At 67.5% G+C, this 16285-nt stretch carries 14 protein-coding genes; 13 read left to right on the top strand and 1 reads right to left on the bottom strand.

From position 1 onward, the window contains the following. Positions 1-194 precede the first annotated feature (194 nt). The 11 genes from GBZ48_RS08680 (at position 195) to uxuA (ending at position 12285) form a co-directional block, all read left to right on the top strand. Positions 195-1385 carry an extracellular solute-binding protein gene (locus tag GBZ48_RS08680; protein WP_174470668.1) on the top strand — a complete coding sequence of 397 codons (1191 nt, stop codon included), beginning with the start codon at positions 195-197 and terminating at the stop codon, positions 1383-1385. A gap of 112 nt (positions 1386-1497) precedes the next feature. Then, positions 1498-2565, top strand: coding sequence for an ABC transporter ATP-binding protein (locus tag GBZ48_RS08675; RefSeq protein WP_174470667.1), 1068 nt, complete (start codon positions 1498-1500; stop codon positions 2563-2565). Further along, a complete protein-coding gene (locus GBZ48_RS08670; protein ID WP_098735235.1) occupies positions 2562-3464 on the top strand; it encodes an ABC transporter permease in 903 nt (300 codons plus the stop codon). Before GBZ48_RS08675 ends, GBZ48_RS08670 begins: the two co-directional genes overlap by 4 nt. A 12-nt stretch (positions 3465-3476) precedes the next feature. Continuing rightward, a complete protein-coding gene (locus GBZ48_RS08665; RefSeq protein WP_174470666.1) occupies positions 3477-4310 on the top strand; it encodes an ABC transporter permease in 834 nt (277 codons plus the stop codon). A 282-nt stretch (positions 4311-4592) separates the two neighbouring features. Continuing rightward, on the top strand, positions 4593-5351 hold the full coding sequence (locus tag GBZ48_RS08660; RefSeq protein ID WP_174470665.1) for a GntR family transcriptional regulator: 759 nt from the start codon (positions 4593-4595) through the stop codon (positions 5349-5351). Between the two features lie 159 nt (positions 5352-5510). Continuing rightward, positions 5511-7025 carry a mannitol dehydrogenase family protein gene (locus tag GBZ48_RS08655; protein WP_174470664.1) on the top strand — a complete coding sequence of 505 codons (1515 nt, stop codon included), beginning with the start codon at positions 5511-5513 and terminating at the stop codon, positions 7023-7025. Between the two features lie 39 nt (positions 7026-7064). Next, entirely contained in the window at positions 7065-8093 is a 1029-nt protein-coding gene (locus tag GBZ48_RS08650; RefSeq protein ID WP_174470663.1) for a Zn-dependent oxidoreductase, read from the top strand. Positions 8094-8165: 72 nt separating this feature from the next. Beyond that, positions 8166-9191: a TRAP transporter substrate-binding protein gene (locus GBZ48_RS08645; protein WP_174470662.1), complete on the top strand. Its 1026-nt coding sequence runs from the start codon at positions 8166-8168 to the stop codon at positions 9189-9191. A 70-nt stretch (positions 9192-9261) separates the two neighbouring features. Further along, complete coding sequence (locus GBZ48_RS08640) at positions 9262-9765, top strand: TRAP transporter small permease (RefSeq protein ID WP_174470661.1); 504 nt, start codon at positions 9262-9264, stop codon at positions 9763-9765. Then, positions 9765-11039, top strand: coding sequence for a TRAP transporter large permease (locus GBZ48_RS08635; protein ID WP_109096242.1), 1275 nt, complete (start codon positions 9765-9767; stop codon positions 11037-11039). The genes GBZ48_RS08640 and GBZ48_RS08635 overlap by 1 nt, the downstream gene beginning before the upstream one ends. Positions 11040-11088: 49 nt before the next feature. After that, positions 11089-12285 carry a mannonate dehydratase gene (gene uxuA / locus GBZ48_RS08630; protein WP_109051205.1) on the top strand — a complete coding sequence of 399 codons (1197 nt, stop codon included), beginning with the start codon at positions 11089-11091 and terminating at the stop codon, positions 12283-12285. Between the two features lie 32 nt (positions 12286-12317). Here the strand turns inward: uxuA and GBZ48_RS08625 are convergent, their stop codons facing one another. Then, positions 12318-13802: a sigma 54-interacting transcriptional regulator gene (locus GBZ48_RS08625; RefSeq protein WP_174470660.1), complete on the bottom strand. Its 1485-nt coding sequence runs from the start codon at positions 13800-13802 to the stop codon at positions 12318-12320. 215 nt (positions 13803-14017) lie between these two features. On the opposite strand from GBZ48_RS08625, the gene GBZ48_RS08620 reads away from it, so the two are divergent. Together GBZ48_RS08620 and GBZ48_RS08615 are read left to right on the top strand one after the other, a co-directional pair. Further along, positions 14018-14227 carry a con-10 family general stress protein gene (locus GBZ48_RS08620; RefSeq protein ID WP_174470659.1) on the top strand — a complete coding sequence of 70 codons (210 nt, stop codon included), beginning with the start codon at positions 14018-14020 and terminating at the stop codon, positions 14225-14227. A 187-nt stretch (positions 14228-14414) separates the two neighbouring features. Continuing rightward, positions 14415-16244: a sensor histidine kinase gene (locus GBZ48_RS08615; RefSeq protein ID WP_174470658.1), complete on the top strand. Its 1830-nt coding sequence runs from the start codon at positions 14415-14417 to the stop codon at positions 16242-16244. Positions 16245-16285 lie beyond the last annotated feature (41 nt).

Here is a 16285-nt window from a genome sequence, read left to right as displayed (position 1 = left end):
ACGAGTTTCCGCTTGCGGAGCCGGGACTACCATACTAGCATTCGGCCTAGGAACAAATTATCCGTATCTTCCGCGACCCTGCTCTCCGACCGGTCCTGTCAGGCAAACCGCCATGGCTTCCCGGCCGCTTCAGTATGTCCGCCGCAGCTCGAACCACCGCAATTTGAAAAATGCGTAGAAACGGGAGGAAACCTATGATTGACCACGGGATTTCACGACGCGGCTTCCTCGCGGCGTCCGCCGGGACCGCCGGGCTTCTGGCGACCGGCCGGCCGGTGTTCGCGGCCCTGCCGAAGCCGGCGAGCCCGGTCACGCTGAATGTGGTGGACGTCGCCGGCAATCTGGCGCTGACCCAGAAGGCCATCGAGAATTACCGCAAGGCCAAGCCCGACTGGGCTTCGCGCATCGTCTTCTCCAAGGCGCCGGCGCCGGAACTCCCCGGCAAGCTGAAGGCGCAACAGGACGCCAACCGGGTCGACATCGATCTGGTGCTGACCGGCACCGACGTGCTGTCCGCCGGCATCGACCAGAAACTGTGGGTCAATCTGCTGCCGGACCGCGCCGGCGACCTGCCGAAACTGTCCGACATCTATCTGGAGCCGGCCGCCCGCATGCAGGGTCTCGCCGAAGGCCAGGGCGTGGTCGTCACCTACTACCCTTCCGGACCGCTGTTCGAATATGCGCCGGAACGGGTGAAGCAGGTGCCGAAGACGGCGGCGGAGCTGCTGGCCTGGGCGAAGGCCAATCCGAAGCGCTTCGCCTATGCCCGCCCGGCCAACTCCGGTCCCGGCCGCACCTTCCTGATGGGGCTGCCCTACATCCTGGGCGACAAGGATCCCAAGGACCCGGTCAATGGCTGGGAAAAGACCTGGGCTTACCTGCGCGAACTGGGCGAAACCATCGAGGCCTATCCGGGCGGCACCACGCCGACCATGAAGGCGCTGGGCGAAGGGTCGCTCGACATCATCGTGTCGACCACCGGCTGGGACATCAATCCGCGTGTGCTCGGCGTTGTGCCGAAGTCGGCCGAGGTCTTCGCGGTGGAGAATTTCCGCTGGGTCGCCGACGCCCATTACATGTGCATCCCCAAGGGCGTGTCGGCGGAAAAGCTCGCCGTCCTCCTGGACCTGATGAACCATCTGCTGACCCCGGCGCAGCAGGCCTACACCTATGACGAGGGCTATTTCTATCCGGGCCCGGCGGTGAAGGGCGTGACGCTCGCCATGGCGCCGAAGGAGAGCCAGGACGCCATCGCCGAGTTCGGCCGCCCGACTTACGACAAGCTGATCGCCGACCACCCCATCGAACTGCCGCTCGCCGCCGACAAGCTGGTACAGGCCTTCCGCCGCTGGGACGAGGAGATCGGCGCGCGCAAGGGCAAGTGACGGGCAAGTGACCGCGCACCCGCCGACGACGTGAAACGGAGGGTCCCTCCGCCCGGCACCGGGCGACGGGGCCCTCCGAAGACAGCGCCCCATCCAGCCACAGGACCCCGGAATGACCGTCGGAGCCACCACCTTCAAGCAACTGCACCTTCAGGGAGTGAGGCGGGAGTTCGACGCCTTCACGGCGCTGAAAGGGCTGGACCTCACCATCGAGCGGGGCGAGTTCATCGCCCTGCTCGGCCCGTCGGGATGCGGCAAGACAACAGCGCTGAACTGCATCGCCGGCCTGCTGCCGGTCAGCGGCGGTCGCATCATGCTGGACGACCGGCGGGTCGACGTGCTGCGGCCGGAAGAACGCGGCTTCGGCATGGTCTTCCAGAATTACGCCCTGTTCCCGCACATGACCGTGCGCAAGAACATCGGTTTCGGCCTGCGCATGCGCGGCGTGCCGAAGCCGGAACTGGAGAAGCGGGTCGACGCCGCCCTGGCGGCGGTGCGGCTGGAATCGCAGGCGGAGAAGCTGCCGGGCCAGTTGTCGGGCGGCCAGCAGCAGCGCGTCGCCATCGCCCGCGCCATCGTGGTCGAGCCGCCGCTGGTGCTGATGGACGAACCGCTGTCCAACCTGGACGCCAAGCTGCGGCTGGAGATGCGCCAGGAAATCCGCCGCATCCACCAGTCTCTCGGCTCCACCACCATCTACGTCACCCACGACCAGGAAGAGGCTCTGTCGCTGGCCGACCGCATCGTCGTCCTGCGCGACGGCGCCATCCGGCAGGTCGGCACCCCGGCGGAGCTTTACGCCCTGCCCGCCCATCTCGACGTCGCCGACTTCATGGGCTTCCGCAACCGCGTCAACGGCGAACTGGTCGGGATGGAGGGCGAGGACGCCCTGCTGAACATCGAAGGCACAGTGATCCGCGGCCGGATGCGTGCCGCTTCCGCGGGCAAGGCGGCCGTCGCCGCGATCCGCCCCGACGATCTGGAGCCGACCGGCACCGACAGCGGCATCCCGGTGCGGGTGGAGGCGGTTGAGTATCGCGGACGCGGCTTCCACGGCGTCGGTGTCACCGCGTCGGGCACCGAGCTGCATTTCGCCTCCCCCTATCCGTTACAGCGGGGCGCCGCCGTCCGGCTCGGCGCCGATGCCGGCCGCGTGCTGGTGTTCGGAGACGCGCGATGAGCGCCGTCCTGGAAGGCCGCGCCGAGGGGCCGACCCTGCGCCAGCGGCTGGCCGCCCGCGGCATCGACGGGGCGACCCTGCTGGTGCTGCCCTGCGTGGCGCTGATCCTGGGGCTGTTCATCTACCCGTTCCTCTACGGGCTGATGCTGTCCTTCGAGCCGAAGGACGGATCGCTGTTCGGCAATTACGCCCGGTTCTTCAGCGATCCCTTCCTTTACGGCACCATCTTCAAGACGCTGCGTCTGGCTTTCCCGGTCACGCTGCTGAATTTGCTGATCGCCATCCCCATCGCCTTCCGCGTGCGGCTGATGCGGCGACAGCGTCTGCTGACCACCCTGCTGGTGCTGCCGATCACGCTCGGCACCGTTCTGGTGGCCGAAGGCATGCTGTTCTATTTCGGGCCGCAGGGCTGGTTCAACCGCGCCCTGATGGCGGTTGGGCTGCTGTCCACCCCGATCTCCGTGCTGAACGGCTATTGGGGCGTCTTCATCTCGCTGGTGCTGACCGGCTTCCCCTTCACCTTCCTGCTGACGCTGTCCTACGTCACCGGCATTGACCCGTCGCTGGAGAATGCGGCGGCGACGCTGGGCGCCGGCCCGGCCGCCCGCTTCCGCGAGGTCTTCCTGCCGCTGCTGATCCCCGGCCTCGCCATCACCTTCTGCCTGTCCTTCGTCCAGGCCTATTCGGTGCTGCCGTCGGCGGTGCTAGTCGGCGATCCGGCCGGCGCCACGCGCGTCATCTCCATCGCCGCCTATCAGGCCGCGTTCGAGGAGTACGACTACTCCATGGCCTCGGCCATCGCGATGATCATGGGGGCGGTCCAATTGCTGGTGGTCGTTGCGGTTCTCGGCTGCCGCTCGCTGTTCTACCGCGGCCCCGCCGCGGGCGCCAAAGGCTGAGGAGAGGCGGCAATGCAGAAATCCATCATGTCCCGCCTGTGGGTCTTCGCCGTCTGGGCGGTGATCGGGCTGTTTCTGATCAATCTGTTGGGGCTGATCGCCTCGGTGGTGACCTCGTCGGTGGCGACGCGGTGGCTCGGCACCTGGCTGCCGGCGGGCTTCACCACCCGCTGGTACTTCGCCGCCTGGGACGAGTTCCAGTTGGGCGACGTGTTGTGGGTCACCTTCCAGGCGGTCGGGGCGGTGGTCCTGCTGTCCGGCCTGCTCGGCGTCCCGGCCGCCTATGCGCTGGCGCGGCGCGAGTTTCCGGCCAAGCGGGCGGTTATGCTGTTGCTGCTGCTGCCCCTGCTGGTTCCGCCGATCACCTACGGCATCCCGCTGGCAACGGTGCTCTACAAGGCGGGGCTGGGCGGTACGTTGACCGGCGTCATCCTGGCCAATCTGGTGCCCACCGTGCCCTTCGTGGTGCTGGTGATGATCCCCTTCATCGAGCAGATCGATCCTCGGACCGAGGCGGCGGCACGCGTCTTCGGCGCCAACATCTTCCAGATGTTCGTCCATGTGCTGGTGCCGATGCTGATGCCGGGTGTGCTGGCGGCGCTGCTGCTGGTGCTGGTCCGCACCATCGGCATGTTCGAGCTGACCTTCCTGGTCTCCGGACCCGGCAGCCAGACCCTGGTGGTGGCGCTCTACTACGCTGTGTTCGCCTCCGGCGTCCGGGCGGTGCAGTCGATCGACGCCATGGCGGTCATCTATATGGTGACCACGCTGGTCTGGCTGATCGTCGCCCTGCGCTTCGTCAATCCGACCCAGATCGTCGGCCGCGGCAAGCGTCCGGCGGCATAATTCCGCTGTCCATGCCTGCCCCGTTCAAGGCTGCGATGCCAACATCGTGATCCTGAACGGGGTTCCCGTAATTTCCGCCTAAACAGCCCGGCAGTTTGTTTTTGGAACTCTGAGGAGGTCTTTTTGATCCGAACGAGCTTTCGTTGAGAAATCCGCACCGCACCAAGCAGTGTCGGCGGGAAATACTCTTGTCGACCGCTTGGTATGGTAGTATCCTGATAGACCAGTTTTCGCTCCGGCCCTTTGGGCAGGTTTCGAGGCGCCATAAACCATGACGTGCCGATGCTGAACAAGATCGACGTGGAATCCGGCGAGCCGATCGCGCGGCGCGTGTACCGGGTGCTGCGCCAAGCCATCGTGACGATGCAGTTCCGCCCCGGCCAGGCCCTGTCGGAGCAGGAGATCGCCGACCAGCTCGGCGTCAGCCGCCAGCCGGTGCGCGAGGCCTTCATCAAGCTGAGCGAAGCCGGCCTGCTGACCATCCGGCCGCAGCGCGGCAGCTTCGTCGTCAAGATCTCGGTCAAGCAGGTGCTCGACGCCCGCTTCGTGCGCGAGGCGGTGGAAACCGCCGTGGTGCGCAAGGCCTGTGAGACCATCACGGCGGCCGGCATCGCCGAACTGCGCGACCTTTTGAAGGCCCAGTGGGACATCGCCGACGAACCGGTGCCGGTGCGCTTCCTGGAACTGGATGAAGCCTTCCACCGCGCCATCGCCATCGGGGCGGAGTGCGACTATGCCTGGCGCATCGTCGAGGAGACGAAGGCGCAGATGGACCGCGTCCGCTATCTCAGCGTTCCCTACGCCACGCCGATCCGCCGGCTGATCTCTCAGCATCAGGCGGTGCTGGAGGCGATTGTCGACCGCGACCCGGTCAAGGCGGAGGCGGCTATGGGGCTGCATCTGCGCGAGATCCTGACCTCGCTGCCCGAACTGGAAGGCAAGTTCCCCGACCTGTTCACCCTTGATGAGGCCGGAACTCAGCCGGCGCCCAGGACGACCTCCAGAAGCAGCGGCCGGTCGCGGGTTGCCGCCCTGCGCTGATTGGCACGGCATTTCCGAAGCCGGCCGCATGCACGGACGGCAGTAGCAGGACTATATGGTTCGCCAGGGTGACAATCCGGGTTGCCCTTCTCCGCACTTCTTGACATACTACCATACAAGAATGTGAGCCAACCGCTCGCCTGGAAGGAAATGCTCTCCATGCAATCGTCCGCGTCCACCGTCCCTCCTTCCGGCGCCCCGTCGCGGCGCCTCGGCGCCTCCGGCCTGTCCACCCTGCCGGCGACGGTGGCCCGGCCCGGCTATGACCGCAAGAACCTCAACATCGGGATCGTCCATCTCGGCGTCGGTGCCTTCCAGCGCGCCCATCAGGCGGCATACACCGATGCCCTGCTGGAACAGCAGTTCGGGCCATGGGGCATCGCCGGTGTGAGCCTGCGCAGCCCCGACACCCGCGACGCGCTGGAACCGCAGGACGGGCTCTACACCGTGGCGGTGCGCGATGCGGAGGGGGAGCGGCTGCGGGTCATCGGCTGCCTGCTGGACCTGCTGGTCGCGCATGAGGACCCGGAAGCGGTGCTGGAGCGGATGTGCCGCCCGTCGGTGCGCATCGTCACCCTGACGGTGACCGAGAAGGGCTATTGCCACGATCCGGCGACCGGTGCGTTGAACGAGAGCCATCCCGACATCAGCCACGACCTGGACGAACCGGGCAAGCCGCGCACCGCCATCGGCTTCCTGGCCGAGGCGCTGGCCCGCCGCCGCGCTGCCGGGCTGGCGCCCTTCACCGTGCTGAGCTGCGACAACCTGCCGGGCAACGGCGACACCGTCGCCCGCATCCTGCGCCGCTTCGCCGAACTGCGTGACCCGGCCTTCGGCGCCTGGGTGGCCGAGACGGTCGCCTGCCCCAACAGCATGGTCGACCGCATCGTCCCCGCCACCACCGAGGCCGACCGCGCGCGGGTGTCGCAGGCGCTCGGCGTGCAGGATGCTTGGCCGGTGGTGACCGAGCCCTTCACCCAGTGGGTGGTCGAGGACCGCTTCCCCGCCGGCCGCCCGGCCTGGGAGACGGTCGGGGTGGAACTGGTCGCCGACGTCCATCCCTATGAGACGATGAAGCTGCGGCTGCTGAACGGCAGCCACTCCACCATCGCCTATCTCGGCTATCTGGCGGGCTACGAGACGGTGTCGGACACCATGGCCGACCCCACCTTCGCCACGCTGGTCCGCAACCTGATGGACCGGGAGACGGGGCCGACGCTGCACATGCCGCCCGGTGCGGATATGGAGCAGTACAAGGACGCGCTGATCACCCGCTTCCGCAATCCGGCACTGCGCCACCGCACCTGGCAGATCGCCATGGACGGCACGCAGAAGCTGCCGCAGCGCCTGCTGAACCCGATCCGCGACCGGCTGGCTGCCGGCTTGCCCATCGACCGGCTGGCCCTGGCCGTGGCCGCTTGGATGCGCTACGTCGCCGGCACCGACGAGAAGGGCCAACCCATCGACGTGCGCGATCCGCTGGCCGCCAAGCTGGCGGAGATCGCAACCGCCACCGCCGGCAATCCCGACCGGCTGGCCGAGGCGCTGTTCGGCCTGACCGCCGTATTCGGCGAGGATCTGCCGCGCGACCCGCGCTTCACCGCTCCGGTGACCGCCGCACTCAAGCGCCTGTTCGCCGAAGGCGCCCGCGCCGTAGTCGCGGCGTCTGCCTGAGCCCGTTTCACCGCATCCCATTCAATAGGGAGTAGTCCCGTGGTTGCCCTGACCGTTGAAAAGCCGCATGTGCTGGCGCTCCGTCCCGAGAACACCCCGTCTGCCGGGCCGGTCAAGGCCGACGAGGTGCTGGTGCGCGTCCAGCGTGCCGGCATCTGCGGGTCGGACCTGCACATCTACCACGGTTCCAACCCCTTCGCGGTCTACCCCCGCGTGATCGGCCACGAGTTCGCCGGCACGGTGGAGGCGGTCGGCGACGGCGTGACCAGCGTCTCGGTCGGCGACCATGTGGTGGTGGATCCGGTTGTGTCCTGTGGCCGCTGCTATGCCTGCCGGGCCGGGCGCACCAATGTCTGCGCCAATCTGGAGGTGTTCGGCGTCCACCGCGACGGCGGTTTCCGCAATCATGTCGTCGTGCCGGCCGGCAATGCGGTGAAGGTGCGCTCCGACCTGCCGATCTCGATTGCAGCATTGGCGGAACCGCTGTCCATCGCCGCCAACGTGCTGTCGCGCACCGGCATCGGCGCCGACGACACGCTGCTGGTCTATGGCGCCGGCACGGTCGGGCTGACGGTGGTGCAGGTCGCCAAGCTGCACGGCGCCCGCTGCATCGTCGCCGACCTCGACGACAAGCGGCTGGAGCGGGCGAAGGAATTCGGTGCCGATGTCGTCCTCAACTCCTCGCGGGTGTCGGTGCCCGATGCGGTGCGCGACGAGAATGACGGGCTCGGCCCCACGGTAGTGATCGACGGCGCCGGCGTGCCGGCCCTGCTGGAGGAGGCCTGCCGCCTCGCCAGCCCGGCGGCACGCATCGGCCTGCTCGGCTTCTCTCCCGCCCCCTGCAACATCAGCCAGCAGGAGATCGTGAAGAAGGAACTGACGCTGGTCGGCTCGCGCCTGAACCGCCGCCTGCTGCCGCAGGTCATCGAGTGGCTGGAGAGCGGCAAGCTGAAGCCGGCGGCGATGATCACCCAGGTCTTCCCCATCGCCGACGCAGCGAGCGCCTTCTCGCTGATCGAGACCGACCCGTCCAGCACCATCAAGGTCCAGCTCGACTTCGAAAGCTGATCGCCTGCCGAAGGGCAGCCAGCAGTCAAAGCAATGGCGGGCATGATCCGCCCAAACCGGAGGGACACCAGGATGAACAGCAAGACCCCGATCTCGCGCCGCACGCTGGCCAAGAGCATCGGCCTCGGCGCCGGCATTGCCGCCGGTGCGACGCTGCTGGGCGGCATCGCCGCACCGGCCATCGTCCGCGCCCAGGCCAAGACGACGCTGAAGCTCGGCCACCTCGCCAACGAAGAGAATGTCTGGCACAAGGCCTCGCTGGTCTTCGCCGAGGAAGTGGCCAAGCTCACCAATGGCGCGGTCGAGGTCAAGGTGTTCCCCAACGAGCAGCTCGGCAAGGAAACCGACCTGATCAAGGGCATCCAGCTCGGCACCATCGACTTCACCATCACGGGTGAGTCCCTGCAGAACTGGGCGCCGGCGGCGGCACTGCTGGCGGTCCCCTACGCCATCCGCGACCTCGATCACCTCGACAAGGTCGTCAGCGGCGAGCCGGGCAGGAAAATCGCCGAGTCCATCGAGCAGAAGACCCAGCTGGTCCCGCTGACCTACTTCGCCCGCGGCCCGCGCAACCTGACCAGCAAGCGCCCGATCAAGTCGCCGGACGAGCTGAACGGCCTGAAGATGCGCGTTCCCAACGTGCCGCTGTTCGTGTCCTTCTGGCAGGGGCTGGGCGCCAAGCCGACGCCGATGGCCTTCTCGGAGGTGTTCACCGGCCTGCAGAACGACACCATCGAGGCGCAGGAAAACCCGCTGGCGCTGATCAAGTCGGCGAGCTTCTACGAGGTCCAGAAATACGTGAACCAGACGGAGCACGTGATCAGCTGGATCTATCTGGTCGGCGGCTCGAAGAAGATGAACAAGCTGCCGGCCGAACAGCGCGCCGCCATCATGGAGGCCGCCAAGGCCGCCCAGGCTGCCGAGCGCAAGCTGTTCATCGAGGACGAGGCCAAGCTGGCCGCCGACCTGAAGGCCAAGGGCATGGAGTTCATCGCCGTCGACAAGGCCGCCTTCGCCGAGAAGGGCCGTCCGGCCGTCGTCGCGGCGCTGTCGCCGGAGATCAAGCCGATCTACGACGAAATCCTCGCGGTGAAGTGAGCGGAGATTAAGGCCCTCTCCCGGAACGGGAGAGGGCGCCCGTCTCCCCCCAAACCGCAAGAGTCCTTCCATGCGCAACGCCTTTGCCGCCCTGGTGTCGGCCGTCTCCGCCCTTTGCCGTTGGGGAACCCTGGCGGCCATCGGCGTCCTCATCGTCGTCGTGACCATTCAGGTGCTGGGCCGGATACCGGGCTTTCCGTCGCCGCCCTGGACGGAGGAGGTGGCCCGCTTCGCGCTGGTCCATCTCGTCGCCTTCTCCTGCGGGCTGGCGCTGCTGCGCGGCGAGCTGGTGAACGTCGACATGTTCATCCTGCTGCTGCCCAAGCCGCTGCAATGGGCGGTCGCCCGGCTGGTCGACGTGGCCATCCTGGTCTTCGCCATCGCGATCATTCCCGGCGCCTGGGACTATGTCGTCGGCAGCCTGGGTGAGCGGGCACGGTCCATCAACGTCCCGATGATCTGGGTCTATGTCGTGACGCTGATCATCCCGGTCTCGCTCGCCTTCTTCTCGATTGCCCGGCTGGCCGGGCTCGGGCGCGACTCCGCGCCGCCCAGCCATGGGGAAACCGTCTGATGGTCACCGCACTGTTCGTCACCTTCGCTGTCCTGCTGATCCTGGGCGCGCCGGTGGGCATCGCCTTGGGCGGTGCGTCGGCGGTCTATCTGGTCGGCAGCGACATCGACCTCGCGGTGGTCCCGCAGTTCATGTATGCGGGCATGGACAGCTTCGTCCTGCTCTGCATCCCCGGCTTCGTGCTGGCCGGCAACCTGATGAACGGCGGCGGCATCACCGACCAGATCGTGCTGTTCAGCAACCGGCTGGTCGGCCATATCCGCGGCGGCCTCGGCCTCGCCAACGTCACCGGGTCGATGGTGTTCGCCGGCATCTCCGGCACCGCGGTGGCGGAGACCGCCTCCATCGGAGCGGTGATGATCCCGGCGATGCGCAAGTCCGGATACGACGCGCCCTTCGCCGCCGCCGTGACCGCCGCCGCCTCCACCGTCGGACCGATCATCCCGCCCAGCGTGCCGATGATCATCGTCGGCACCCTGACCGGCCTGTCGGTCGGCAAGATGTTCATGGCCGGCGCCATTCCAGGCGTGCTGCTCGGCCTCGGCATGATGCTGACGGTGTGGATCCTGGCGCGGGTGCGCAACTATCCGCGGGAGCCGTGGCAGGGTTTCGGCGCGCTGGTCCGCGCCAGCCGCGGCGCCTTCTGGGCGCTGCTGATGACGGCGATCATCCTGTTCGGCATCGTCGGCGGCTATTTCACCCCGACCGAGGCCTCCATCGTCGCAGCTCTCTACGCCTTCGTCATCGGTCTGTTCGTCTATAAGGGCTTCAAGCTGCGCCAGCTGCCCGGCATCCTGCTGGAAAGCGCCATCGGGGCGGGCGGGCTGATCCTGCTGGTCGGCCTCGCCAACGTCTTCGGCTGGATCCTGACCAGCGAGCAGATTCCGCAGGCCATCGCCGCCTCGATGCTGGCGCTGACCACCAACAAATATCTGATCATCCTGCTGATCAACATCCTGCTGCTGATCGTCGGCACCTTCATGGAGACGATCGCGGCGCTGATCATCCTGTTCCCGCCGCTGCTGGCGGTGGCGACCCAGGTCGGCATCGACCCGATCCATTTCGCCACCTTCGCCGTGCTGAACCTGATGATCGGCCTGACCACCCCGCCGGTCGGCGTCTGCCTGTTCGTCGCGGCCAACATCGCGAAGATCTCGCTGGGCGCCATCACCAAGGCGATCTGGCCCTTCCTGCTCTGCAACATCCTGATCCTGTTCCTGGTCTCCTACATCCCGGCCCTGTCGCTGTGGCTGCCGAGCCTGCTTTTCCGCTGATTTTTCCAGACTTCCAAAGCCCCCTCTCTACTCCAAGGAGTTCGCAGCCATGGAACAATCCTGGCGCTGGTTCGGTCCCGAAGACGCGATCAAGCTGAACCACATCCGCCAAGCCGGCGCCACCGGCGTGGTCACCGCCCTGCACCACATCCCCTACGGCGTCGTCTGGTCGGTCGAGGAAATCCAGAAGCGCAAGGCGATGATCGAGTCCGACAAGGAACTCGGCCTCAGCTGGACGGTCACCGAAAGCCTGCCGGTGCATGAGGCGATCAAGATCGGCGAGGGCGACCTGACCGAGCTGTTCGACAACTACCGCCAGTCGATGCGCAACCTCGCCGCCTGCGGCGTGACGACCATCTGCTACAACTTCATGCCGGTGCTGGACTGGACGCGCACGGAACTGGCGGCGGCGCTGCCGGGCGGCGGCACCTCGCTGCGCTTCAACGCCCATGAGCATGCCGCCTTCGACGTCTATATGCTGGAGCGTCCGGGTGCGGAGGAGGACCATTCGCCGGAGGTTCTCGCCAAGGCCAAGGAATGGTTCGACCGCTCGTCGGAAAGCGACCGCGCCAAGCTGCTGACCAACATCATGGCCGGCCTGCCGGGCGCCTATGACCGCTACGACATCCCCGGCCTGCGCAAGATGATCGCGCGCTTCAACGGCATGTCGGCCGACGGCCTGCGCGAGACGCTGGCCCGCTTCCTGCGCGAGGTCATCCCGACCGCGGAAGAGGTCGGCATCCGCATGGCGATCCATCCCGACGACCCGCCCCGTCCGCTGTTCGGCCTGCCCCGCATCGTCAGCACCGAGGACGACCTCGCCCACCTGATCAACGCGGTGAAGTCGCCCAACAACGGCCTGACCTTCTGCACCGGCTCGCTGGGGGCGGGACAGACGAACAATGTGCCGGCGATGGCGAAGCGCTTCGTGGAGGACATCCACTTCGTCCATCTGCGCAATGTCGCCAAGGATCCGGACGGGTCCTTCGAGGAAGCCGACCATCTGGGCGGCGACGTCGACATGGTGTCGGTCGTCACCACCCTGCTGGAGGAGCAGAAGCGCCGCCAGGACGCCGGCAACGACAACTGGCGCCTGCCCTTCCGCCCCGACCACGGCCATGAGCTGCTGGACGACGTCGGCAAGCCGACCCACCCCGGCTATCCGATGATCGGCCGCCTGCGCGGTCTGGCCGAGATCCGCGGCGTGATGACCGCCGTCGCGGCGATGAAGCAGCTGCCGGTGTAAGCTGGCCGATGTGAACCGAATGCGCGCCGGCCTCACCCGCCGGCGCGCATCCCCAACCGAGCGAGCTTCTTGTAGAAGGCGGCCCGGGAGATGCCGAGCGCCCGTGCCGCCTCCGTCGCCCGGCCGCCGCTGGCCGCGAGCGCCCGGCCGAGCAGCCCGCGCTCGAACTCGTCGTAGGCTTGGTCGTAGCCCGGCAGAGGCAGCGATTGCGGCCGCTGGTCCGTTCGGACAGCCGCCGGAACCGCAACGGCAGTCGCGCCCGCGTATTCGACCTCACCCAGATCCGGCAAGGCCTCCGCAAGGTCGGCGGCGGTCAGGCGGCGGTTGTCGGTCAGCAGGCAGGCGCGCTCCAGCACGTTGCGCAGTTCGCGCACATTGCCCGGCCAACGGTGGCGGCCCAGAGCCTCCACCGCCTCCGGGGTCAGGCCGCGCAGGGGAAGTCCGGTGCGGGCGGCGATCTCCTGCAGGATGGATTCGGCGATGGCCTCCAGCCCGCCGCCCATCTCCGCCAGGGCCGGCAGGTGGATCGGCAACACGTTCAGGCGGTAATAGAGGTCGGAGCGGAAGCGGCCGTCGCGGATCCGCCGTTCCAGATCGACGTTGGTCGCCGCGATCACCCGCACATCCACCTTCACCGGCCGGTCGGACCCCAGCGGCTCGATTTCCTGCTCCTGCAAGGCCCGCAGCAGCTTGGCCTGGAGCCCAAGCGGCATGTCGCCGATCTCGTCCAGGAACAGGGTGCCGCCGTCGGCGGTCTTGAAGCGCCCCTCCCGCCCGCGGCGGTCCAGCCCGGTATAGGCGCCGGGCACCGCACCGAAGAACTCCGCCTCCAGCAGCGTTTCCGGGATCGCCGCAACATTGACGCCGACGAAGGACCGGGCGCTGCGCGCCGACAGGCCGTGGATGGCCTGGGCAATCAGTTCCTTCCCTGTGCCGGTCTCCCCCAGCAGCAGGATCGGCGCGTCGGTGCGGGCGGCGAGACGGGCCTTGCGCTTGACCTCCAGGCAGACCGGGCTTTCGCCGACATAGCTTTGCAGCGTGTAGCGCGGCTGCCGCCCCTCGTCGAGCCGGCGCTTGGTCGCCGCCAGTTCCGCCTCCAGCCGCGACAGTTCGGCCAGCAGCGGTTTCAGCCGATGCAGGCTGTCGTAGAGAACGAAGCCGACGGCGCCGATCACCGTACCGGCATCGTCGGTCAGCGGAAACCGCGAGACCACCAGCCGCTGGGTTCCGAACAGCATCAGATCGAGAAGGATCGGCTGGCCGGTCGCCAGGATCTGGCGCATCTGCGAATGGGGAATGATCTCCTCCACCTCGCGGCCGATGGCCTCGGCGGGGTCGGAGATTCCGAGCATCCGGGCGTATTTCTCGTTGATCCACACGACCCGGGCATGGCGGTCGACCGCGACCGTTCCTTCGGACTGGGTTTCCAGCGCCTCGAACAGCGAGGGAATCGCCCGGCTGCGCAGAAGCGCCGCGTCGCCCTGCCGCACCTCGGAGAACCGTTCCCGCTCACTCACTCCCGCCGTCCCCGTTCCGTGTCAGCGCAGACTTACCTTATCGGCCCGTACGTCCGAATCCGCAACCGGCTGGGGCTTGCCACTTCCGGCAAGGCCGCACTGAACCGATGGCGGGGGCGGCGCGACCATCCCACCGACGCCCTGTTCTGACCTGCACCGTTGCGTTTCCGCACGGTAACGACCTTTCGATCATCACACAGGATGGAGAACACATCATGGCGAACCAGAACGAAGGGCGCAGCGCAGGCGGCCAGCACTCCGGCGGCAACTTCAAGAACGATCCGGCGCGCGCGGCCGAAGCCGGCCACAAGGGCGGCCAGGTGTCGGGCGGCAACTTCAAGAACGATCCCGAACGTGCGTCCGAGGCTGGCAAGAAGGGTGGCGAGCACAGCCACGGCGGCGGCGGCGGCGGCAACAAGGAATAAGGAGTGACCGGCTCCACGATCCGGTGAGGTTCGGGCGAATCGCCCGGCTGGGAAAGCGCGCCGCCTTCGGCGCGCTTTTCCTTTTCCGCGGAGAGGCTTGCGCAGCTTCGACGGAAAGGTTCATTCTCTGCACTTCCCGTCCGCCGCAACCGACCACCGCCGAAGCCCCGACCATGCACGCTCCGCGATGACCCTTCCGTCAGCCCTGCTTCTGGCCGCGGTCGTCGCCACCTTATGGATCGCAGCGCGCAGTTGGACCCTCCCCGCCTTCCCCGGTCGCACCGATTTCGTCCTGATGCAGTTGTCGGCCGCCTGGTGGTCGACGGCCGTCGCCGTCGAGAGCATGGTGCCGGCTCCCGCCGACAAGCTGTTGTGGGCGGAAATGGCCTGGTTGGGCATTGTCTGCACACCGAGCCTGTGGGCGTTCTTCCTGTGGTCCTACACCAGGGGCGAGTTGCCGGCACGCTGGCGGCTGGTGCTGGTGACGATCGGATTGGCGACCTGGGCGGTGGCCCTGAGCAACGACACCCACCACCTGTTCTACACCGCTGTCAAGCCGGTCAACGCGGAGCCGGGCGCTGCCCTGGTCTACAGCCACGGGCTGCTTTTCTACGCCGTCACCATCTACATCTATGCGTTCATGGTGATGAGCATCGTCGTCACCGCCAGCGGCATCCATCGGGCGACGCCGGCCTACCGCACCCATTACCTGGGCTTCCTGGTGGTGATGGCCGTCCCGTGGGCCGCCAATGCCGGCTATGTCTTCGGCAACCTGACCCTGTTCGACCTGGATCCCACCGCCTTCAGCTTCCTGATGATGGACGGGATCTTCTATTGGCTGATCACCCGGCGACGCCTTTTCGAACTGTTGCCGGTGGCCCGTGATGCGCTGCTCGACGCAGTGCCGGATCCGGTGCTGGTGCTGGACGGCGACGGCACCGTGGTGGAGGCCAATCCGGCGGCACAGGCGCTTGCCGGCGATCATGCCGCCATCGGGCGACGGCTTGCCGACCTGCCGGGGCTGTCGGCCCTGTCCACCATGGTCGCCGCCATGCCGGCGACTGCACCAGGGCCGCTGACGCTGGACTGCGGCGGCTCTCCGCACAGCTTCGAGGTGACCTGGGTCCCGCTGACGGCGGGCGGCGGCGGGCGCGAAGTCGGCTGCCTGCTGATGCTGCGCGACGTCACCCACCGCCACCGGGCCGAGATGCGGCTGGAGGACACCGTGCGCCGCCTCGACCTCGCCCGGCTGGAGGCGGAAGAGCGGCTGGTGGCGGAGCAGGAGGCTAAGCGGGCGCTGAACGGCTTCCTGTCGATGGCGGCGCACGAGTTCAAGACGCCGCTCGCCATCATCGACGGGGCGGCCCAGCTTCTGCTGATGGATGCGGAGGTGAAGGCGCCCGGCATGCTGCCGCGGCTGGAGAAGATCCGCCGCGCCGTGCGTCGGCAGATCAACATCCTGGAAACCTGCCTTGCCGACGACCGGCTGAACGATCCCGCCTTTGCACTGCGCCGCGACCGGCTGGCGTTGCCGGCCCTGCTGCGCGCCGCCGCCTCGGCCCAGGGCGACGCAGCACCCGGCCGACGCATCGAGCTTGATCTGGACGGCTGCCCGCACTGGGTGGTGGGCGACGCTCCGATGTTGGAGTTGTGCGTCCACAACCTGCTGAACAACGCGCTGAAATACTCCCCCTCCGGCACTCCGGTCGGGCTGCGGGCCCGGGAAGAGGCGGCGGCGGATGGACCGTGGCTGGCGCTGTCCGTCGCCGACCACGGCATCGGCATTCCGGACAGCGAGCGGAACCGGGTGTTCGACCGCTTCTTCCGCGCGTCCAACACCGGGACGGCGGCGGGGAGCGGCGTCGGGCTGAACATGGTCCGCCGCATCGCCGCGCTGCATGGCGGAACCGTGACGGTGGACAGCCAGCTGGGCGAGGGCAGCGTCTTCACCCTGCGGATTCCGCTGTCCAAGGAGGCGCTCTGCGAAGACGGGATGGCCGGCATGCCGGCGGAGTAATCCGGCTGGGAGATCGTTTCTTGCATTGATTGCCCGGTGAA

Origin of the sequence: Azospirillum melinis (genome assembly GCF_013340935.1) — a bacterium.
GTDB lineage: Bacteria > Pseudomonadota > Alphaproteobacteria > Azospirillales > Azospirillaceae > Azospirillum > Azospirillum melinis.
This window is presented reverse-complemented; position numbering and strand designations above follow the sequence as displayed.